The organism is Prosthecobacter sp. (assembly GCF_044236155.1).
Taxonomy (GTDB): Bacteria; Verrucomicrobiota; Verrucomicrobiia; order Verrucomicrobiales; family Verrucomicrobiaceae; genus Prosthecobacter.
The window spans coordinates 1-21,810 of sequence record NZ_JBIIHA010000006.1; the positions used below are offsets into that span (position 1 = coordinate 1).

Sequence of the window (21,810 nt, forward strand, 5' to 3'; positions counted from 1 at the left end):
CCACCCGGTATGACAAAACCGATGTTTCATTCATGGCTTTTGTCCTTCTTGCCATCTGCACTTTATCCCTCAGAAACCAATTTTAAAACACGCCCTAATAGACTTATATTCGACCTTTGCCTGTACTTGCCGCCCTGTCTTATTCATTCAATGGCACATACAATTGTCGCTAATGCGAATGATCCCAAGAATATAGGCTGGGGTCAGCTTTTTGTGAAAATCAGGGGTTACATTGATGGCTCTTACAAGGCCAAGAAGGACTCAATCTTTGACCAGGGCAATATCCCTCAGTACAAAATCGGTGCTGATCAAGCACTCAAGAAGACTCCTTGAGCTAAAAATGATGGGAAAGGGTTTTGAGTATCGCTGCTCCCAAGTCGGAAAACCTTCCGTTTGACGCCATTTAACAAATGGCTCACCCCTCACCAAGGCTGTTTCCGATTTATCCCCGTATGCTCTGGCGCTGCTGGAGAAACATCGGTCGATGTTGGCGTCAGCGACAACGATGAACGGAGCTGCCGCGCCCGTCGACGGGGACACTCATCGATCAAGCTGTCCATGTCTTGTAGATGTTGTTACCAGAGCAAAGCCCTGACTCTTTTGAGTCGCACGGCAAGTCAGGCGATGTGGCGGCGTAGGTTTGGGAGCAACTCAACACCACCCGCATGAATCCCAAGACTGCCTCCATCACCAGCGCCTTCAGTCCCGCTCGCGGAGATCTGGTGCGCGTCGGCTCCACACGGCGCGGTTTTCTTCAGACTGGGCTCGCTGGTCTGGCAGGTGTTTCGATGCCTTCGCTGCTCCAAACGCAGGCGCTGGCGGCCGCAACCGGGCAGGCGAAGCGCAAGACCAACGTGATCCTCTTCTGGCTCTCCGGCGGCCCGAGCCACATCGACATGTGGGATCCGAAACCGGACGCGCCGAGCGAGATTCGCGGCCCCTTCGGCCACATCTCGACGAAAGTGCCCGGCATCCATGTCTGCGAGCATTTGCCGCTCACGGCGAAGATCATGGACAAGCTCACGCTGATCCGCTCGGTCGATTGCAGCGCCAGCAATCACACGCCGATCACCATGCAGGCCTGCAATCCGCTCGCGAAGCGCACCAATGATGGGCGCGATGGCGGTGGCTGGCCGTCGATGGGCTCCATCGCGGCGAAGTTTCGCGGGGCAAATGCGCCGGGCATTCCCGGCTATGTCGCGTTGGCTGACTCACTGCCTGCCGACATCTGGGGCGCGGGCCACATGGGCGGCGACTTTGAGCCGGTCAGCGGCAAGGATTTGTCCGGCCGCCTCAAACTCTCCGAAGGCCTGACCGTCGAGCGCCTCGGCAATCGCCGCGATTTGCTGGCGCAAATGGATGACTGGAAGCGCAGCGTCGAGGGCAATGCTCAGATCGCCGCCGCAGACCGCTACACGCAGCAGGCCTACGAGGTGCTCATGACCGGTAACGCGCAACGCGCCTTCAATCTCGATGCCGAAACGCCCGCGATGCGTGATCGCTATGGCCGCGACAGCATTGGCGAAAAAGCGCTGCTGGCACGTCGTCTCGTCGAAGCCGGGTCCACCTTTGTGACCGTGAGCGGCGCGTGGGGTTATTTTGATCATCATGGCGATGAAGTGAAATGGGGCGGCATCAAAAAGGGCCTCACGCCGCTGCTGCCCAGCGTGGACCGCACGCTGCACGCCATCGTCACTGATCTCGAAGAACGCGGCCTGCTCGACAGCACGCTCATCCTCATGATGGGCGAGTTTGGCCGCAGCCCGACGATCAACAAGAACGCCGGGCGCGATCACTGGCCGCGCGTGATGTCCATGGTCGTCGCCGGTGGCGGCATGAAGCACGGTCAGGTCATCGGCAGCACCGACCGCCAGGGTGGTGACATCGACAGCCGCCGCGTCGCTCCGGGTGATCTCGCGGCCACGGTGTTTCATCATCTCGGCATCGAGCAGAACACCCACTGGACCGACCCCCAAGGCCGCCCTCGTCCTATCGTCGCGGATGAAGGCAAGGTGATCACCGAATTGGTTGGCTGAGTCTGGTGCGCGAGCGCATTCTCCCGCATCTCATGAATGCCCGCCTCATCTTCGCGCTCCTCGCCACCTCGCTTCCACTTTCTGCGCACGATCTCGTCATCGCCAACGGTCGCGTGATGGACCCGGCGAGTGGACTCGATGCCGTGCGGCACATCGGCATCACCGGTGGCAAAATCAGCGCGATCTCCGAGACGCCGCTTTCCGGCGATAAAATCCTCGGCGTGGCCGGGCATGTCGTTTCACCCGGTTTCATCGACATTCATGCGCACGGCCAGACCACCGGCGACATGCAGATCCAGGCGCGTGATGGCGTGACGACGGCGCTTGATGTCGAAGTGGGTGTTTATCCGGTGGAACCCTGGTATCGCTCGATGGAAGGCAAGGCACCGCTGAATTATGGCGCAACAGTGGGTCACATCGCAGCAAGGTTTGCAGCGTTTCATCCTGGCATCGAAGTCGGCCACTGGACGGTCAATCGGGCGCGTCTCGCCGGTCTCGGCGCTTCACCTGCGGGTGCCAACAAAATCGCGAGCGAGGCCGAATTGAAGCTCATGGATGAGGCGATTCGGCGCGGGCTTGATGAAGGCGCGTTGGGCATCGGATTCGGCATCAATTACACTCCAGCGGCTGATCCGAGCGAGATCGAGGCGATGTTTCTCATCGCGGCAGAGCGCAAGGTGCCCGCTTTTGTCCACACGCGAGCCTTTGGAATCGCCGCCATCCGCGAGGCCATCGACACGGCGAAGAAGACCGCTGCTGCGTTGCACATCGTGCATGTCGGCAGCAGCGGCATCACGGATGTGCCGGAGGTTTTGAAGCTGATCGACACCAGCAAGGCCGCTGGCATGGATCTCACGACCGAAGTGTATCCCTACACCGCCGCATCCACCGCGCTGGAGTCCGCGATGTTCAACTCCGGCTGGCAGGACAACCTCAAAATCAGCTATGGCGATCTCGCCTGGGCCGCGACGGGTGAACGGCTCACGCAGGAGACGTTTGAGTCGTATCGCAAGCAAGGCGGCTGGGTGATCATCTACATGATGAAGGACGAGAACGTCGAGAAGGCCATCGCGCATCACGGCGTGATGATCGCCAGCGATGGTATCCCTTTCATCGATGGCAAAGGTCATCCGCGCGGCGCAGGCACCTTTGCGCGTGTGCTCGGCCATTACTCCCGCGAGAAGAAACTGCTGCCGCTCATGGATGCGCTGGCGAAGATGACCATTCTGCCCGCCAAACGTCTCGAAGGCCATGTGCCGATGATGAAAAACAAAGGTCGCATCGCCATCGGAGCCGATGCAGACATCGCCGTCTTCGATCCGGCCAAAGTGATCGACCGCGCGACGTTTGAAGCGCCAACCACGCCCTCGGCAGGGATTCCGCATGTGCTCGTGAACGGCACTTTCGTCGTGCGTGATGGCGAACTTGTGAAAGATGCTCGTCCGGGCCGCGCTGTGAGAGTCACGCCATGAAACACCTCCTTTTCCCGCTCCTCCTCGCCACCACCGCTATCGCCGATGACGTGCCGCAGTGGCGCGATCTTTTCAATGGCAAGGATCTCACCGGCTGGGTCGATGTGAACACCAGCAAGGACACCTGGAGCGTGAAAGACGGCCTGCTTGTGTGCAAAGGCCTGCCCATCGGCGTAATGCGCAGCGAGAAGCAGTATGAGAACTTCATCCTGCACATCGAGTGGAAGCACACGCAGGCAGGTGGCAACTCCGGCGTCTTCGTCTGGAGCGAAGGCAGCACGCCGCCGAATCGCCCGCTGCCGAAGGGTATGGAAGTGCAGATGCTGGAACTCGAATGGCCGAAGCTGCATCCGACCAAAGACGGCCAGCCGAATCATCCAGGCTATGTTTCCGGCGAACTCTTCGGCGCGAACGGCCTCGAAGGCATTCCCGACAATCCCCGTGGTCGCCGCAGCATGTCGTGGGAGATGCGCTGCAAGGGCAAGGGTGAATGGAACACCTACGACGTGGTGTGCGTCGATGGAACCGTGAAGCTCTCGATCAATGGCAAGTTCGTGAACGGCATTAGCCAGTCCACCGTGCGCAAAGGTTACCTCTGCCTCGAATCCGAAGGTGCGGAAATTCACTTTCGGAACATCAAGATCATGGAGCTACCCGGCGGTCGCGTGACGCCGGAACAGACGGCTCCGTTGGTAAAGTAGCCATCTGGCTCCTCGCGATGGCTACTTTGCTGTCGCCTTCACCAACTCGTCGACCTTCGTCGTGATACGCTCCTCCACCGTCTCGGTGTAAGGCGCTCGGTGGCCATACTCAAACATGCCGGTCACGCCTTCGTAGCCGCCTTCTTTGAGCACACGCAGGCTGGGAATGTAGCTGGTGAGGTCGTTGTTGTAGCCGCAGACCCAGGTGTTGTTCCAGCCGTAGGCCGCTTTGAACTTGAGCGAGTAATCCACCACCGTCTCGCCCGTCAGCGCGATGAACGTGAAGTCCGTCCCGATGCGCCAGACCTGAATGGGATACTTCACTCGATCTGGCGGCGAACCGAGCGCCTCGTATTGGCGGATGAAATGCTCGAACTCGCGCTTCGGCATGCCGGTGAGGTTTGGTACGCGTTGCTTCAATTCATCGAGCGGGATGCCCGGCTGCATTTCCAGATCTGTCTCGCCCATCGCAGCCTGGATTGGCCTGCTGAGCGGCTTCATCATTCCAGCGATGACTTGGCGCACTGCCTCAGCCAAAATCTTGCCATACATGCCCGCCAGTTCCGTTGCCTCGACATCCTTCCCGCGAATGCGCGGCAGCGGATTGGCATCTCCGCCGCAATTCTGCACAAACATCGCCACGGAGCCGGGAAACGACTTCTCCAACTCAAGCTGCGCAAAGCCCGCGTAGTCGCCATTGATGCTCAAGCCGCCCAAAGCCGTCGTGTGGCATGAATAGCCGAACACGATGGCCTTGAGGTCATTTCCAGCTTTCACCGTGATCACCGGCACATCCTGATCCACCTGCCCGCCGAGCGCACGGCTCTCTGGCCCACGCGAACGCCGCCGGTTCACCGCCACACCAGCCAATCCTTGCTCAAAGGCGACTTCCGCAGGCACAAGGTTCGCGATGGCCTTGCCGATGACTTCATCATACTTCGCATACACCATCGCCGTGTAGCGATCCTTCGCCGCCGCTTCCTCAGCCGTGAATTCATAATACAACCACAGCACATCCTCCGTCACCGGGCACGAGTGATTGTGCGACGTATTCAAGATCAGCCGCTCCCGCGGGATGTGATGCCTCTCCAGCGCAGACTTCGCGATCACCGCGATCATCTTGTCGCTCAAACCGACGAGATCGGCGGTTACGAGCACCGAGGTCGCGCCCGAGTCATCCTTCAGCGCCAGCGCCTTGAGCCAGATCGGATGCTCGACTCGCTGCGACATGCGTGTTTTGCCTCCGTAGCCAGCGAGTGGTACGGACTCCTTCGGCGTGATGTCCGCCTTTGCCGCACCCGCTTGCCATCCCGCGCATGCATGAGAGGAAACGATTAGAAAAAGCAGTAGCAGGGGTTTCATGGCAAAAGCGTTGAAGTGACAAACAGATGCCCGACTATCGCGCCGAACGTCTCCCGTCTTGCACCACCATGAAATCAGTCAGCGCCGCCCTGCTTCTCACGGGGCTTTCCATCCTGCCGCATCTCCATGCCGCACAGCCGAATGTGCTTCTCATCACCGCCGACGACCTTCGGCCGGAACTGGGCTGCTACGGCTCGGTGGCCAAGACGCCGAACCTGGATGCCATCGCGGCACGTGGCACCACGTTTACAAAGGCCTACTGCCAGCAGGCGGTGTGCAATCCCAGCCGCTCCAGCATGCTCACCGGCCTGCGACCGGGCACGCTGGGCCTTTACGTCAACGGCACGCACTTTCGCGAGCTGAAGCCGGACGTGACCACGCTGCCGCTGTGGTTCAAGGAACACGGCTACACGACGCGATGCAGCGGCAAGCTCTTCCACAACTGGCACACAAAGGAAAAAGGCGACGCGCGCTCGTGGTCCGAGCCGGAATTCCTCCACTACGCGAACCACGGCGACGACACGCCGCAGATCAGCGGCCCGCTGCCGGAGAATCACGCGAAATTCTGCGAGGGCCTGCGCAAATACGGCTCCGTGGGCATGTGCGAAAGCTACGACGTGTCCGACGAGGCCTACTACGATGGCCGCGTCGCTGCCGAGGCGGTGCGCATCATCCCTGAACTCAAAAACGGGCCGTTTTTCCTCGCGGTTGGCTTCTGGAAGCCGCACGCGCCCTTCAACGCGCCGAAGAAATACTGGGACATCTACGACCGCGCCCAAATCCCAGCATTGAACCCGACGCGCCCGGCAAATGCACCGGAAATCGCCTTCCATCAAAGCACCGAGATCCTCGGCCCACCTGATCAGCAAAAGCAGCCCACGCCCGAGCAGATCGCCGAGATGCGCCACGGCTACTTCGCAGGCATCAGCTACATGGACGCGCAGGTCGGCAAGGTCATCGCCGCGTTGAAGGAGCATGGCCTGCTCGACAACACCGTGATCGTCTTCTGGGGCGACCATGGCTACCACCTCGGAGAACACGGCCTGTGGGCCAAAACGAGCAACTTCGAACTCGATGCCCGCGTGCCGCTCATCATCGCGCCACCGCAGGCCAAGCAACGCGGTGTGCAAACCGCCGCGTTGGCCGAGATGCTCGACATTTTCCCCACGCTCAACGCCCTTTGCGGCCTGCCCGCCGCGCCCGGCCTCGAAGGCACCAGCCTCGTGCCTGTTCTCGATGATCCATCCGCCACCGTGAAGCGCGGCGCCTTCACGCAGCACCCGCGTCCCGCCTACGCCGACCGCACGCCGTCGAAACAGCCCACCACGATGGGTTACAGCATCCGCACGGCCAACTGGCGCTACACCGAATGGCGCAACTGGCAGACCGGCGCGATCGAGGCCCGCGAACTCTACGACCACACCTCCGACCAGCCAGAACTCGATAATGTCATCGCCAACCCGCCCGACAAAGCCGCGCTCAAAGAAGCGGAGAAGCTGCTGCATGCGCAGTTTCCGCTGAAGAAGTGAGTCTTGATCGCCCTACGCGAGAATCCCCTTCACGACCTTGCCCTTCACGTCTGTGAGCCGGAAATCACGCCCACCGTAACGGAACGTGAGCCGCTCGTGATCGAGGCCGAGCAGGTGCAGCATCGTCGCGTGCAAGTCGTGAATGTGTACTTTGCCATCAATCGCCTCGATGCCGAGATCGTCCGTCGCGCCGTGGATGTGGCCGGCCTTCACACCGCCGCCGGCCATCCACATGCTGTAGCCCTTGTTGTTGTGCCCGCGGCCGTCCTGGGTGGCATCATCGGGCGTGCGGCCAAACTCACCGCCCCAAAGCACGAGCGTGTCCTCCAGCAGACCGCGCTGGTCGAGATCGTGCAGCAAGCCCGCGATGGGCTTGTCGATCTGCGAGCAGTTGCGCGTCATGCCGCTTTGCAGTGAGCCGTGCAGGTCCCACTCCATGTGGCTGATCTCGATGAAACGCACGCCCGCCTCGGCGAATCGACGCGCGAGCAGGCACTGCCGGCCAAAGGTTTCGGTGGGCGATTTGTCCGCGCCGTAGAGTTGCAGCGTGGCTTTGCTCTCGCCGCTGAGATCCATCACGCGCGGGAGCTCGCCCTGCATGCGGAAGGCCAGCTCGTAGGACGAAATGATGCCCTCCACGCGCGGATCGCCCGTTTGGGCGAACAAATCGCGGTTCATCGCCTGCAGGAGGTCGAGTTGCTGACGCTGCGCGGCGTTGTCGAGACGTGAATTCGTGATGTTGCCGAGCTGGAGCTTCGCGCCGGGTTGGTTGGCATTGCCGAGCAATGTCGCGGAGGTGGACGCAGGCAAAAACGCGCTGGAATAGTAACTCAGGCCGCCGAGCGCCGTGAGAGGATTGATGCTGATGAAACCGGGCAGGCTCTCGTTTTCCGATCCGAGTCCGTAAACCGTCCACGAGCCCATCGACGGCCGCACAAACTGAAAACTGCCCGTGTGAAGCTGCTGCAGCGCTTGCGGATGGTTCTCATTGTCCGTGTGCATGCCGCGCAGCACGCAGAGCTTGTCCGCCTGCTTCGCCAGCTCGGGAAACAGCTCCACGATGTCGATCCCGCTTTGCCCATGCTTCGCGAACTCCCAGCGCGAGCCGAGCATCTTCGTGCCTTTGTTGCGTCCCGGCTCGCCATGCCGTCGCGTGAGCTCCGGCTTCGGATCAAACGTCTCCATGTGAGAAGGTCCGCCGCGCATGCAGAGAAAGATGACGCGCTTTGCCCTCGCCGGAAAATGCGAAGCCAGCCGACTCTCCGCCGAAGCCATGCCTGCAAACGCAAGATAACCAAAACCTGCGGAGGCTTGCTGAAGGAGCTGGCGGCGGGTGTGCATGGGTGAGTTCACTTTTTAGAACGTGGCTTGGCACTCGATTTCACATGGCTGGCGAGTTCGGCTTCGATCTGCGCCACGGTGGGCAGGCTTGACTCAAACTCAGCGGGAAGGTTCTCGACGAGCTGTGTGGCCCATTCTGCCACGCCGATGGGCTTTTCAATGCCACGCAGCGCATACTCGACGACGAGCTTGTTGCGGCCTTTGCACAGCAGCAGGCCGATGGTGGGCTGGTCATCGGCATGACGGAGGAGATCGTCCGCTGCGGAGAGATAAAGATTCATCTGTCCGGCATCGCCTGGCTGAAACTCGCGGTTCTTCAGCTCGACGACGACATAGCGCCGCAGTCGCAGATGATAGAACAAGAGGTCGAGATAAAAATCCTGGCCACCGACCTCCAAATGCACCTGCTTGCCGACGAAAGCGAACCCAGCACCGAGTTCGAGCAGGAAGCGCTGGATGTGATCGACGAGCGCCTGCTCGACCTCGCGCTCCCTTCGCGGATCACCCGTGCCGATGAAGTCGAAAAGATACGGGTCTTTGAAAATCTGCGCAGCGAGATCCGAGTCCGCAGGCGGCAGAGTGAGTGGGAAGTTGTTCTGCGCCTTTCCGCTGCGCTGATGGGCCTGGGATTCGATTTGCAGCGTCAGGATGGAGTGCGACCAGCCGTGCTGCGCCGCTTTTTGCGCATACCAAAGCCGCTCCTGGGGCGTTTTGAGCTTGTCCAGCAGCGCGATGTTTTGCTTCCACGGCAATTGTGCAACCACCTGTTGCACAATTGCTCCATCCGGCCACGCAGCGGCGAAGGCACGCATGTATTTAAGATTACGCGGCGAGAGCCCGCTCATGTCAGGGAAGGCTCGGCGCAGGTCTGCGGAGAGGCGGTCGATCACCTTTGCGCCCCAGCCCTCGGCCTGTTGGCGGGCTAAGATGGAACAGCCCACGTCCCAGTAGGCCACCACCATCGCCGCATTGGCCGCCAACACGGTGCGCAGGCGTGCCTGAGTGAGGCGGCTCTTGATCTCGCTGAGAAGACTGCCGTATCCATCTGGCATGTCGCCCGCAGGAGCCACGGCGGTGAACCGTGCATCCTCGCGCGCACGACCACGAGCGAGACGCGCAGGAGATGTGGCGAGGGCTTGTGATTTGGGTTTGCGGGTGGGCATGACGATCTTCCGTTGTTCACCTCACCACACGAAACTCCGCGCTGCCGATGATGGTTTGGCAAAGAGAGGTCCAGGCGGTCTCGGGGCCGCCGGTTTGCAAATAGGCGAGAGCACGGGCTTGCTCCGCAGGAGTGGGAGCGCGGAAGAAAGCGCGTTCGTAAAGCCTGCGCAGGCGTTGAGCGTCGTCGGTGAGAGTTGTGTCACTGAGCAGGCGCGTGGCGGTGTGGCGGGCTTGTTCGAGGACCCAGGCGTTGTTCATCAAGAAGAGCGACTGCGCGGGCACGAGACTCTCCTCGCGCTGCGCCACAGGCCGCTCGGGCGGCGCGAAGTTGAAGAGCGGAAACATCTCCGGCAGCGTGCCGCGCACCACGGGCAGATATACGCTGCGATGATGATCCACGATGGCCTCGACCGTCAGGAAGGGCTTGAAGGTGAAAAGCTCCGCGTCCTTCTGCGGATGAAAACGATCAAGAAACGGCTTCTGCGGCGGATACGGATCAAGCTGGCCGCTGAGCGCGAGAATCGAATCGCGAAGCATCTCCACCTCGACCGGACGCGGTGCCATGCGCCAGAGCCACACGTTGTCAGGATCACTTTCCAGGCCGCCGGGTGATTGATCGGTGCTGCGCTGATAGGCCTGGCTGAGCACGATCTCGCGAATGAGCTTCTTCACGCTCCAGCCCTGCTGCATGAAGCGCACGGCGAGGTAATCGAGCAGCTCGGGATGACTGGGCTTGGCGCCATTCACGCCAAAATCATCCGGCGTGGTCACCAAAGCGCGACCAAAGAGCTTCTGCCACACGCGGTTCACCATCACGCGGGCGGTGAGTGGATTGTCCCGATGCGTGAGCCACTGGGCCAGCTCCAAGCGGCCGCTTTGCGACTTCGATGGCTGGTTGGCACTAGGAATCGAGATCACCTGCAAAAAACCGCGTGGCACCGAGTCGCCGAGGCTCGTCGTTTCGCCGCGGATGTGGATGCGGCAGTCGGCAATGGCCTCGCGATCACGTGCGCCCATCGTCCAGGCCGGTTGCGGCGGCGCGGCGTCTTTGAGCGCCTCCACATCGTCTTCGAGTTTTTTGATTTTGACGTTCCACTCGGCGATCTCGGCCTCCATCGCCTTCAAATCGGCCTCCGCCTTCGCTTTGGCAGCTCCAGAGGCCGATTCGACCGCGCGCTTGGCCTCCGGCAGTCGCTTCTGGATGCGGTAGCGATCGCTGCGCGCCGTGTGCATGGCGAGCATGTCAGCATCCAGCTTCGTGAAGTAAGCGAGCGCCGCTGGAGCGAGTTTTTGCCCAGCGTCACCACCGAGCGCGTGAAACTCCGTGTGATGAAACATCGTCGCCTTGATGCCACGAGGTCCGTGGCCATAAAGCGGCTGCGTGCTGCGCAAAATGCCCGCGATAGCGTAGTAGTCGGCCGTGGGGATGGGGTCGAATTTGTGATCGTGACAACGCGCACAAGCCACCGAAAGCCCCAACACGCCACGGCTGATGACCTCGATCTGCTCATCGACGACATCCATGTGAAACAGATCCTGCTTCAGCTCCTCGAAGGCCTTCGCGCCCAGAGCGAGGAAGGCGGTGGCCGTGAGTCGCTCGTCACGCTGCGCGGTGTCCTTCGCCGGCATCAAATCCCCCGCGATCTGCTCCTGAATAAAGACATCGTAAGGCTTGTCCGCATTCAACGACGCTATCACGTAGTCGCGATAGCGCCACGCGTGGTAGTTCATGACATTCCGGTCGCGCCCGTTGCTGTCCGCATAACGCGCGACATCCAACCAGTGCCGCCCCCAGCGCTCGCCGAATTGTGCGCTGCTTAAAAGCGCATCAACAAGGTCGGAAAGATCCGTCTTGTCAGACACCTCCTTCGGCGGCAGCCCCGTGAGATCGAGATGCAGCCTGCGGACCAGTGCCGCACGACTCGCAGGCGCGTTTGGCTTGAGTTTTTTCTCCGCCAGCTTCGCGTCCACGAGACTGTCGATGCTCGCGCCCGGCACGATTTGAGGCGGTTGGAGGCTCCAGAGCTTCCGGCCTTCCTCCAGGCTCAATCCGGCTGCCATCGCGGAAGTAACCGCGAGCGCCAGAATCGGAACTAACATGCGAACGGTCATGACGGGTTCATTTCACCTCCGCGGCCATTTCCAGCAGCGCATTCATGAGTTTCACCGAAGCCTGCGACTCCGTGTTGTTCGTTCCGGGCCATGTTTCATAACCGCCGAGCTCAAAGTGACGCGGCGTGGGCATGTAGCCGTAATAACCGTGCGCCAGTTCGACCATGAAGGACTTCGCAAACGGACTGCGCTTGCGGAATTCGACACCGGTCTCAGCAAAGGTCTCGCAGGGCGAGGAGCCGATGCAGATGTCGCCGATGCGCAGGATCTGCGCGGGGAATTTGGTCTCTGGACTGGCTTGAGCGAGGCGCTGCACGCGGCCTGCGTAGGCCAGCGGCAGATCGGCCTTGCCGCCTTGAATGCGCGGAGCCTTGGCTTCCGTTTCTTTCGCCCAAGCAATGAGTTCATCCGGGATGCTGCGCCACTTCACATCGAGCTCGCGGTAGCGGGAGGCCAGCGGAGCCTCGCTCTGCCATTGGAGATTTTGCAAAGCGCCGTTCACCTTTGCAGCCACGTCGTCGGCGACGTAGCGCATCTGCTCATACGGTTTTTTGCGCGGCTGCGGCGTGCGGAAGTTGATGTTGTTCGCGTCGCCGCTGGTGCCATTGGCCATGAGGGCGACAAAGGGCGGATACTCACCGCCACCGGTCTGCAACTGCTTCAACGCCTCACAATAGTAACCGTAATAATCCGCCGAGATGTCCGCTCCATTCACACCGCCGACATAATGCAGCGAGTAGGCCGAATAAACCGAGATCATACGACCACCGGGTTCGCGCAGCGCGATGATGCTGATCGTCGGATCAGGCTCTCCCGCCGGTTCGACGAGCGCTGGATTGCCCGCGCCCGGATTCATCTTCACCTTGTCGATCTTCCCAAAAGGATTCGGCGGCATGGCACCTTCTTTGAGGAACCAGCGGCGAATGTGCACATGCTCCGGCACGTCCACCGTGCCAAACGCGATCTCCGCCGGGCGCAGCAGGTTCGCAGCGCGCCGCACGCCGTCCGCGATGCGTCGTGCGACAAACTTCTGGTAATCCGTGAGCTCCAGATCGGAAAAGTAGCCGCGCACCGGTCCGCCGAGCGCGTTCACCGCGGAATGCGTGTGCGTCCCGCTAATGAGCACGTTTGCCGCCGGAATGCCGGCTTCCTTTTCGATCAGCTCACGCGCCTTCAGCGACACGCTGCGATGCAGCCCGAGCAAATCACACACCACCAGCGCCAGCTTAGTTTTGCCATCGTCGAGCACGAGGCAGCGCGCATGCAGCTCATCATGAATATTCGTGCACGGATACGGCGCAAAACCGCCCACCACTTCACCGCCCAGCTCAGGCGTGATGTTCGACGTGGCCGCACCGGCACGGAGTTCCGCGCGGGCAATGTTCAGCGAGGCAAAGAGAGCAATGAGGGGCAGGAGAAGGCGCATGAAGCCAATACAGTTCCTCGTAGCATGGCCTTTCCAGGCGGTATCAGTCGAAGGGAGGCGTGCTAGAAGCCTATCCTACCCAAACAAGTCCAACACTGGCTTTCCACCATCCACGATGGGAATCGGCCGGTTTTCGCGGTTCATGAGCATCAGATCGGGATTAATACCCAGCGCCCAGTAGATCGTCTTGGCGAGGTCTTCGGGCGAGACGGGCTTTTCGTCGGGATAGGCGGCTTCTTTGTCCGATTTGCCGTACACGGTGCCGCCGCGCACGCCTGCGCCAGCGATGAGCGCGGGAAAGCAGGTGCTCCAGTGTCCGCGGCCCCAGGTGGCGTTCGGCGTTGGTGTGCGGCCCATCTCGCCGATGGCGACGACGAGCGTTTCATCGAGCAAGCCGCGCTCGTGCAGGTCGGTGAGCAGCGCGGCGCAGCCTTGATCAAAGCTTGGCAGCAGGTGATCGCGCACATCGTCGCTGTTGCGATGCGAATCCCAGCCGTAACCGTCCACGCAGTCGTAATGCACCGTCACAAAACGCGTGCCCGCCTCGACCAGCCGCCGCGCCATGAGGCAGCTCTGGCCGAAAAGATGCCGCCCGTAGCGATCGCGCATCGTTTCACTCTCGGCGCGGATATTCAGCGCACTGCTCGTCTTATCAGAGGCGATCAGGGCCATCGCGCGCTTGCGGTGCAGGTCCATCGCATCCGCGTCACCGATGTCGAGACGTGTTCGCACGGCCTCAAATTGATCCAGCAGGCCCACGCGCTCCTGAATTCGCCCCACCGGCACCACGGGCCGCAGGCCTTCGATCTCGAAACTTAGCTCGCCATCCGCGCAGGCACGCCAGTAGGGATTGTCCTTCACATCTTGCTTGTCGATGACCGTCGTCATCGGGTTGTAGGCCTGGCCCAGCCAGCCCGCATATTCGCCGGGGCGGATGTATTGGCCGCGATCCTGCAACCGGCCGAGGCGGTTTGGCAGCACCGCATACGAAGCGAGGTCGCGCTCCATGCCGCCAGGCAGTTTTTGGCTCAAATACTCCACCACAGAACCCATCGACGGCGAATCCTTCGGCGTGGCTGAAAAACCGCCACCGACCGGCAGATGCCAGCGATGTCCCGTTTGCAAATAATGCCCCGCGCCGCTGTGATCGTTGTAGCTGTGCGTCATCGAGCGGATCACCGCGAACTGGTCCGAGATCTTCGCCAGCCGGCCGAGATGCTCGCTGATGAGCAGGTCCGGCGTGCGGCTCTTGATGGGCTTGAACGGCCCGCGCACCTCGCGCTTCGCATCCGGCTTCATGTCGAAGGTCTCAAGCTGACTCGGGCCGCCGAACAGGAACAAAAAGATCACCGACTTCGCCTTCCCACCCGCAAAAGCCTGCTGCGCCTCTTGCGCCGCCAGCACGCCCGGCAGCGTCATCCCAAACAATCCTGCGCCGCCAATCTGCAAAAGCTCACGACGCGAGACGCCGGAGCAGTTGGTGCGGGAGGTGCCGTTGATGGTAAGCATGCGAGCGGAACATACGAACCCAGCTTGGAAGCCCTTTCTGCCTCACGGCGTCCAATCCTTCGGCAGACTCAGCGACCACACCTCGCTTGACAGTGGTCGTGCGTGCCCACCCGCGACCCACAGTCTATCTTGGAAAACAAACACCGAATGCTCATGCCGCGCCTTCCAGCACGTCTTCGTCTCAAGACGCTGCCAGTTCTTGCCATCGGCGCTGTGCCACACGTCGCCAAAGTTGTCTTTCTCTTTGGACCAGCCGCCGAGCACCCACATGCGCCCGCGATACACCACCGCGCTGAACCACAAACGCGGCTCCCACGGTGCGGACTCGGTCTCGCAGGTCCAGTTCACGCCATCGCTCGATGACCACACGTCATTCTTCGCGTGGTAGGCCGGTGTGTAGTTCCCGCCGCCGAGAACATACATTTTGTCGTTCAAAACGACCGCCTGATGATAAGCACGCGGCGACCACGCGGCCTGCGCGGTCTCCTGTTTCCACGTTTTACCGTCCGCGGACGACCACACATCGTTTTTGAGGCTCGCTTCATCGCCGAAGTAATAGTTCTCCGTGCCGCCAAGCACCCACATGCGTCCACGATGCTCCACGAGGCCCGCTGCGAGCCGTGGTGACCATCCAGCACTCGCGGTGACCTGCTCCCAATTCACGCCATCACCCGAGGACCACACCTGATGGCTCGCCGAGTGCCCCGGAAGCCGTCCTTTGTGCCAGCCGCCCATGATCCACATTTTGTCGGCAAAGGTGACATTCATCGGCAGATCGCTGTGCAGCCACGGCGCGCTCTTTTCGATCAGCGACCACGATCTGCCATCGCTGGAGGCCCAAACATCCCGCGGCGGCTCCTCAAACGACTGAAACCATCCGCCGCCGATCCAAAGCTTGTCTTTGAACACCCACTCCGCCTGCGAATCGCGAGCCTGCCATGCCGCGGTGCCTTCCAATTTCCAATCGGCCTCAGCAGCGGCTGCGCCGCTCAGCGTGAAAAAAAGTGGCAGCCCGAGCTCTATCGCAAACGCGGACAGCAACTTGAACCAAAGCCTGAGCTCCAGAGTCAAGTCCGTGTCTCGGCGTGATTTGAACCAGGGATTCATCGTTGCGAATACAGAACAGCTCGTGCCGCTTTAGTTGAAGTCCACGAATGATGCACCGAAAGACATGTCAGGCTTCAACTCTGTCTGCATCAAGAATGCAGATGTTTTCATCCACCTAGTCCTCGCCCGGAATCTATGCAATCAGCTCCGGGATCGCCCGCCCATTCTCCACGATGTGCACCGGGCGGCCGTTGAGGTCGTTGAGGGTGACTTTTTGGTAGTCGATGCCGAGGTGGTGGTAAATCGTCGCGAGGAAGTCCGCGGCGTTGCAGGGGCGCTCGACGACATCTTCGCCGCGTTTGTCGCTCGCACCGATGACACCGCCGGTCTGGATGCCACCGCCGGCCCATACGTTGGTGAAGGCACGCGGCCAGTGGTCGCGACCGGGTTGCAGCGTGCCGGTGGGGCCGCTGGCATCGCCCGCGCCGGTGCTGCGGTCGAAGCTGATTTTCGGCGTGCGGCCAAATTCGCCCGTGACGACGACGAGCACCTTCTTGTCGAGCCCACGCGCGTAGATGTCCTCGATGAGCGCGGAGACGCAGCGGTCGTAGGTCGGCATGCGGAAGCGCAGGGCCTCGAACTGATGCTGGTTCACCGCATGGTCGTCCCAGTTGTTCACGCGGCCACAAAGCGGCCCGCTGAGACTGCTGGTGACGATTTCCACGCCTGCTTCGACGAGACGACGAGCGAGGAGGAGTTGCTGCCCCCAGCGATTGCGGCCGTAGCGGTCGCGCGTGGCTGCATCTTCTTTGCTGAGATCAAAGGCGTCGCGTGTCTTTGGATTAGTGAGCAAGGTGGCGGCCTGGGCTTCAAACTCATCCAAGGCACCGAGCTCGCCTTCGCGGTCAAACGCACGCTCCATTTTGTCGAGGCTACGGCGCAACGCGAGACGGTCGCTCAGGCGGCGTGTTTCAGCTTCGTCATCGAGTCCGATGTTGGGCACCTGGAAGTTTGGACGATTCGGATCATCACTGACGGCGAAAGGTGCATACGCATCGCCGAGATAGGCAGGGCTGGAGTATTCCGGCGACGCAGCAGGCACGCCGATGTAGTTCGGCAGCGGATTTGCTCGCCCGCCTTCCTTGGCACGCAGGTAATGCGCCACGGACATCCAGTCTGGCAGACGTGGCTTTGGCTTGTCACGCGTGTCTTTGTCACCGGAGAACATCTGCATCGTGCCCGCCGGATGCCCACCCGCCGACTGGTTCATCGAGCGCACGATGGTGAACTTGTCCGCGATCTTCGCGTTCATTGGCAACAGTTCGGTGAATATCGTGCCCGGCACCTTGGTGCTGATAGTCTTGAAGGGGCCGCGATACTCGCTGCTGGCATCCGGCTTCGGATCGTAGGTGTCGATGTGCGACTGTCCACCCGGTAGCCAGACCATGATGATGGATTTGCGCTCGCTCTTCGGCAGGGCCGCGTTCGCCGCGCGCAACTTGAGCAATCCTGGCCAGCTCAGCGTGGCCATGCCGGAAAGGCCGAACTGCATGAAACTGCGGCGCGTCAGCGGACCTGCGCAACGCACGAGAGACGGGGGCTGGATGATGGAGGACATTCGCTGAAACCTACGGGGTGAAATGAATCGCTTTATCCCTGAGATCGGTCACTTCGCGCCAAACGCGGCAAGTTGCTTGCCCGCACCATCCCAAACACGCAGCAGGCTGTCCTCGCCACCGGCAACTAGCGTGGTGCCGTTCGGCGTGCTGACGGCGGCTTGCATGTAATCGGGCAGATCGGCGATGTTGCGCACCTCGGTGCCCTCGTCGTTCACGATGCGGACACGATTGTCGCCCGCCGAGGTGATGATCTGATTGGTCGCGCCAATGAATTGCAGCGAGGTGACTTCCTTCGTCCAACCTTCGATTTTCCGCTTCCGCTCACCGATGAGCATGTCCCAGGTCACCACGGTGCCCTCGGCACCTGCGGTGGCGAGCACGCGGCCATCGCTGCGGAACGCCACGGCTGTGACGTGATGCGTGTGGCCTTCCAGAATGTTGAGCTGCTTCCCCGTGGCGATCTCGGTGACGCGCACGATCTTGTCCGAGGCGCCGGAAGCCAGTGTTTTGCCATCGGGCGAGAAATCGAGGCACAGCACCGAGTCGGTGTGTTTTTCTTTCCATGTCTGCGTGATCTTGCCGGTCGCGGCATCGATGAAGATGATGTCGCCGCTGCGTGAGAGCTCGCCGCCACCTGTTGCGAGCGTTTTGCCATCGGGGCTGAAGCGCACGGCATTCACGCGATCAGCAAACAAGCCCTTCTCGTCAATTTTACGCTCCAAGGTCCAGCGCGGCAGCGTGCCGACAATTTGGGTGATGGCCTTCGTGGCGACGAAAGTGCCGTCAGGCGATGCGGTGATCGTGGTGTTCGCCGAGGCATTCGAGCCGGTTTCCTCGATTGGCGTGCCGGTGGCGGTGGCCCACACCCGCAGAACTCCATCCTCAAACATTGCGGCCACACGCTGCGCATCCGTGGAGAACGACACGGCGACAGGTTTGGAGGTGGTTTTGGTCTGAGACTGCTTCAATGCCGCCAATTCGGCGGCTGCTTTGTCCTGCGCGGTTTTTGCGGCGGTGATGGCCGTGTTGGCAGCGGCGACGGCCTTGGCGTTGGCGGCTTTCGAGGCGGTGATGCGCTTCAAGTCGTCCTCGGCATCCTTCACGTTGCTCTCCGCGGCGGAGACTGCGGCGAGCGCCGAGACCTCGGTCATTTTCGCCGTGATGAGCTTGTCCTGCGCGGCTTTGAGTTCCTTCTCAAGGGCCGCGTCTTTCTTTCCGGCGAGTTTCGCGGCCAGTTCATCGACGGCCTTCTGCGCGGCTGTTTTGGCTTCGGTGGTCGGCGGCACGGCCTTCTGTTTTTCGGGCAGCACCTTGGCCATGGTCGTGATCGCATCCTTGGCTTTGCCGAGCAGCACTTCGAGCGCCTTATCCTGTGCCTCGATGCGGGCGATTTCGCTTTTTTGAAACGCCTGCTCCATCGTCTGCGCGGCGATCGTCCAGTCGAGCTGGGCCATCTTTTGAGAGTTCGCGACACTGCCGCGCAACTCGATGACCGGCTTCGCCGTCGCCACATCCCAGACGCGCACGGAACCGTCGTCACAACCGGTGACGACTTGTTTGCCATCCGCCGACATCGCGCTGCTCAGAACGACCACTTTGCCTGCGGTGGCCAGTTTCTTGATCAAATCGGCGCTCGCAGGTGCCGAGACCGATTTCACGCTGCTCGACGTAGGTTTTGTCAGATCGAGCTTCCACAGCTTTACCTCGCGAAAACTGCCGCTGGCAAGCCTGGTGCCATCCGGGCTGAATGCCAGCGATTGCACCAGCGCCCGATGCGCCGCACCATTCTTTTCCGCAGCATCTCCCACCTGCGCAACAAGCTGCCGTGTGGCGAGATCATACACAAAGATGCGGTTTGAACGTCCGCACGCGGCATAGCGGCCATCCTTCGAGATTGCCAGGCAGTAGATGGGATCAACGCTTGCCGCGAACGCCTGCAACACGACCGTGCGCTCCTGCGGCTTCGTGCTTTTCGCCCCTTGGTCGATCCATTGCTTCAGCGTCTCGATCTGCTCCGGCGTGAGGTTCACCGCGCCGGACTTGTTGTTCGCCGGCGGCATCTCCATGTCATTCGCATGCAGGGAAGCCTGCACGACGAGGCTCTCCGCGCTTTTGCCTGGAATCAACGACGGCCCCGACTCGCCGCCTTTGATCATGAGTTCCGGCGTCTCCATGTTCAGATCGGCCTTGGTGGTCGTCTTGTTGTGGCAGGAGATGCAGTTCCCCTTCAGAAAAGGGTAAACATCACGGTAGAACTCGAGTTCTTCGGCAAAAGCCGACGTAACCGACAGCGCGAAGAGTAACAGAGAAGTCTTCATCACTTGCTGGCGGTGGTGACGGCGGCAGCCTTTACACTCACGCGAATCGGCTGGGAGATGAGAATTTCGACCGTGTCCGTCGGATTCGCGGCGGTGGTGACGGACTTCATACGAGAAGATGCAGCCGTCATCGCGGCTTCGGCGGCTTTTTGCTTCTCGGCGGCTTTCTTGGCAGCCTCCGCATCGGTGGCGGCGATTTTTTTTGCCTCAGCAGCCGCAGCGGCGAGAGCAGCTTCGGCTTTCTTTTGCTCGGCCTCAGCCAGCGGCACGGCGGCGGGATTGTAGCGGTATTTGCAGATGCCGAGGCTTTGCAGGGCGAAGGTGTAATCGCCCGGCGCGATCTTCAATTCGGCCAGATTCAGCACCAACTCATGCGTGGCGGCCTTCAGCGGGATGTCGAACTCCTTGAGGGCGCTGAAGCCTTCGCCGTAGGCTTTCACTTTGATGGACGTGCCGTTGAATTCGTTGCGCCAGGCGAGCTTGAGCGGGATTTTCAGCGTCTCGCCCGCTTTGGCCTCGAAGACTTTGTTTTCAGCCAGCGTGATCGAAAGCGGTGCCTGCTCGGAATCCGTCACGGAGACGGGAATGTCCGCCATGAGTCGCGGCGCGGGGATTTCGCCCTTCGCGTCCTTCACCGGCCATTCCATGCTCGCGAGCCGCACCGGGCGCACGACCTCCTTGCCACCGATGACGGCCTTGCCGGTGATTTTCGCCAGCGAGAAGCCACGCGGCGCTTTTTCATCCGCCGTGAGAATGAGGTGCCCATAGGTCTTGCCCTTGCCGATTTTCAAACCAGCGGCGCTGACGCCCTGCGGCAGGCCTTCCATCGCGATCTCGATCTCGCCATCGAAGCCGTCGCGACGCTGCACGACGACTTCAAACGCACGCGAGTCACCTTGGCGCAGTGACATCGGCTTCGAAAGCGAGGCACGGTCGCCATTGCGCAGCGTCATGTGCACCGCCCAGGCAGCGAGCGAGAAGTCCGGCGCCGCCTGACGCACGAGGAGACGATACACGTTGTGCGGATCGCTGCGCGTGCCGCCGAAGAGATCGCGCACCTGCAGACGATACGTGCCGTCCTCTTTGACCTCGAATTTGCCGAGCACATCCGGCGAACCGGCATCGTAAGGCGGGCCGTCGTAGCTGTAGCCGTTGCTCGTCACCTTCATCGGCGGCGCGATGTCATACAGCTCCGCCACATCGGTGAACTTGCCGTCCTTCACCTGCTGCACGAGCACGAACGGATCCGTGTTGAGCCCAAGGCGCTCACTCGCGACCTCCACCCACCACGTCTCGCCCTTCTTCGCGGTGAACTCATACGTATCGACATCCGCCGCCGGGAAAAACGCTCCCGCGATGTCGCAGGGAAGCGTGATCTTGTTTGGCGGCTCGCTTTCCTTGGCCGGAGCAACGGCGGCGAGTCCCTCAGGCGGCCACGACATGGCGCTCACCGTTTGCGTCTGCGGCTGTGGCTGTGCGGGGCCTTTTTGCAAAGCGAGTCGATAAAAATGCCGCTCGCCGCCCTGGTAGGTCAGGTCGCTCACCTTGATGATGTATGTGCCATCCGCAGGCGGTGTGAAGTCGATCATGCCGCCCGTGCGGTTTACTTTGAGGTCTGCACCCTTGCCATCCGCAAGGATGAGCACCGGTGTGAGCCGCGAGTCGATCCCAACCGCCGCGCAATCAATCGCCACCGCCTGATCCTTCACGCCCTGGAACGAATAAAAATCCACCGCGCGCTTTGTCATCGTCGCGTTGCAGATCGAGCCCACCGCGAGAGGCAGCGCCGTTTCGAGCGTGTTGTTCGCCTTCGTGCGCACCACTTCCGGCAGCTTGTTGACGGAAAACGCGCGCACCGACGACACACCGAGCCGCGACATGACCCGCGCATCGTAAACACCCACCGGCGCATCCGCCGCGATGCTCACCGTGAATTTGTTCGTGGCACCCGCGACCGGCTTCGCCGTGATTTTTGGCGAGGAGAAGGTCAACTCGGTCACATCCTCGATATTTTCACCCGTGATGGTGACTTCGACACTTTGCCCCGCCTGACCGCCCATGGGCATGATGGTGAGCAAACGTGGCAGCGGCAGCGTGACCTGCTGGGCAAGCACGGAGACGGCAAAAAGGATGCTTGCGGCAATGGTGATGGTTGTTTTCGAGAGCATGGTCAT

The 21,810-nt window shown here is 61.1% G+C and carries 15 protein-coding genes; 5 read left to right on the plus strand and 10 right to left on the minus strand.

Annotated elements, in window-relative coordinates; all coding sequences use genetic code 11:
• The 4 genes from ACILSE_RS07000 to ACILSE_RS07015 all read left to right on the plus strand — a co-directional run.
• On the plus strand, nucleotides 1-333 hold a 333-nt coding region (locus ACILSE_RS07000; protein WP_395716654.1), incomplete at its 5' end, for a hypothetical protein.
• A gap of 332 nt (nucleotides 334-665) precedes the next feature.
• On the plus strand, nucleotides 666-2,036 hold the full coding sequence (locus ACILSE_RS07005; RefSeq protein ID WP_395716655.1) for a DUF1501 domain-containing protein: 1,371 nt from the start codon (nucleotides 666-668) through the stop codon (nucleotides 2,034-2,036).
• 32 nt (nucleotides 2,037-2,068) lie between these two features.
• Entirely contained in the window at nucleotides 2,069-3,508 is a 1,440-nt protein-coding gene (locus ACILSE_RS07010; RefSeq protein ID WP_395716656.1) for an amidohydrolase family protein, read from the plus strand.
• Complete coding sequence (locus tag ACILSE_RS07015; protein WP_395716657.1) at nucleotides 3,505-4,209, plus strand: DUF1080 domain-containing protein; 705 nt, start codon at nucleotides 3,505-3,507, stop codon at nucleotides 4,207-4,209. The genes ACILSE_RS07010 and ACILSE_RS07015 overlap by 4 nt, the downstream gene beginning before the upstream one ends.
• Nucleotides 4,210-4,230: 21 nt before the next feature.
• Here ACILSE_RS07015 and ACILSE_RS07020 read toward each other — a convergent pair whose 3' ends face one another.
• Nucleotides 4,231-5,571 (minus strand): hypothetical protein, encoded by a 1,341-nt coding sequence (locus tag ACILSE_RS07020; protein WP_395716658.1) that lies wholly within the window; start codon nucleotides 5,569-5,571, stop codon nucleotides 4,231-4,233.
• Nucleotides 5,572-5,639: 68 nt separating this feature from the next.
• On the opposite strand from ACILSE_RS07020, the gene ACILSE_RS07025 reads away from it, so the two are divergent.
• Nucleotides 5,640-7,100, plus strand: coding sequence for a sulfatase (locus ACILSE_RS07025; RefSeq protein ID WP_395716659.1), 1,461 nt, complete (start codon nucleotides 5,640-5,642; stop codon nucleotides 7,098-7,100).
• Between the two features lie 12 nt (nucleotides 7,101-7,112).
• Here the strand turns inward: ACILSE_RS07025 and ACILSE_RS07030 are convergent, their stop codons facing one another.
• The 9 genes from ACILSE_RS07030 to ACILSE_RS07070 all read right to left on the minus strand — a co-directional run bounded on the left by ACILSE_RS07030 (nucleotide 7,113) and on the right by ACILSE_RS07070 (nucleotide 21,804).
• A complete protein-coding gene (locus tag ACILSE_RS07030; RefSeq protein ID WP_395716660.1) occupies nucleotides 7,113-8,441 on the minus strand; it encodes a DUF1501 domain-containing protein in 1,329 nt (442 codons plus the stop codon).
• 8 nt (nucleotides 8,442-8,449) lie between these two features.
• Complete coding sequence (locus ACILSE_RS07035) at nucleotides 8,450-9,604, minus strand: YhcG family protein (protein ID WP_395716661.1); 1,155 nt, start codon at nucleotides 9,602-9,604, stop codon at nucleotides 8,450-8,452.
• 16 nt (nucleotides 9,605-9,620) lie between these two features.
• Entirely contained in the window at nucleotides 9,621-11,705 is a 2,085-nt protein-coding gene (locus ACILSE_RS07040) for a DUF1549 and DUF1553 domain-containing protein (RefSeq protein WP_395716662.1), read from the minus strand.
• A 19-nt stretch (nucleotides 11,706-11,724) separates the two neighbouring features.
• Nucleotides 11,725-13,143 carry a neutral/alkaline non-lysosomal ceramidase N-terminal domain-containing protein gene (locus ACILSE_RS07045; RefSeq protein WP_395716663.1) on the minus strand — a complete coding sequence of 473 codons (1,419 nt, stop codon included), beginning with the start codon at nucleotides 13,141-13,143 and terminating at the stop codon, nucleotides 11,725-11,727.
• 75 nt (nucleotides 13,144-13,218) lie between these two features.
• Nucleotides 13,219-14,652: a DUF1501 domain-containing protein gene (locus tag ACILSE_RS07050; RefSeq protein ID WP_395716664.1), complete on the minus strand. Its 1,434-nt coding sequence runs from the start codon at nucleotides 14,650-14,652 to the stop codon at nucleotides 13,219-13,221.
• A gap of 42 nt (nucleotides 14,653-14,694) precedes the next feature.
• Nucleotides 14,695-15,759, minus strand: coding sequence for a galactose oxidase (locus tag ACILSE_RS07055; protein ID WP_395716665.1), 1,065 nt, complete (start codon nucleotides 15,757-15,759; stop codon nucleotides 14,695-14,697).
• A gap of 133 nt (nucleotides 15,760-15,892) precedes the next feature.
• Nucleotides 15,893-17,317, minus strand: a complete 1,425-nt coding sequence (locus ACILSE_RS07060; RefSeq protein ID WP_395716666.1) for a DUF1501 domain-containing protein — start codon at nucleotides 17,315-17,317, stop codon at nucleotides 15,893-15,895.
• A 48-nt stretch (nucleotides 17,318-17,365) separates the two neighbouring features.
• Nucleotides 17,366-19,636, minus strand: coding sequence for a c-type cytochrome domain-containing protein (locus tag ACILSE_RS07065; RefSeq protein ID WP_395716667.1), 2,271 nt, complete (start codon nucleotides 19,634-19,636; stop codon nucleotides 17,366-17,368).
• Entirely contained in the window at nucleotides 19,636-21,804 is a 2,169-nt protein-coding gene (locus tag ACILSE_RS07070; RefSeq protein WP_395716668.1) for a serine protease, read from the minus strand. The genes ACILSE_RS07065 and ACILSE_RS07070 overlap by 1 nt, the downstream gene beginning before the upstream one ends.
• Between the last annotated feature and the right edge of the window lie 6 nt (nucleotides 21,805-21,810).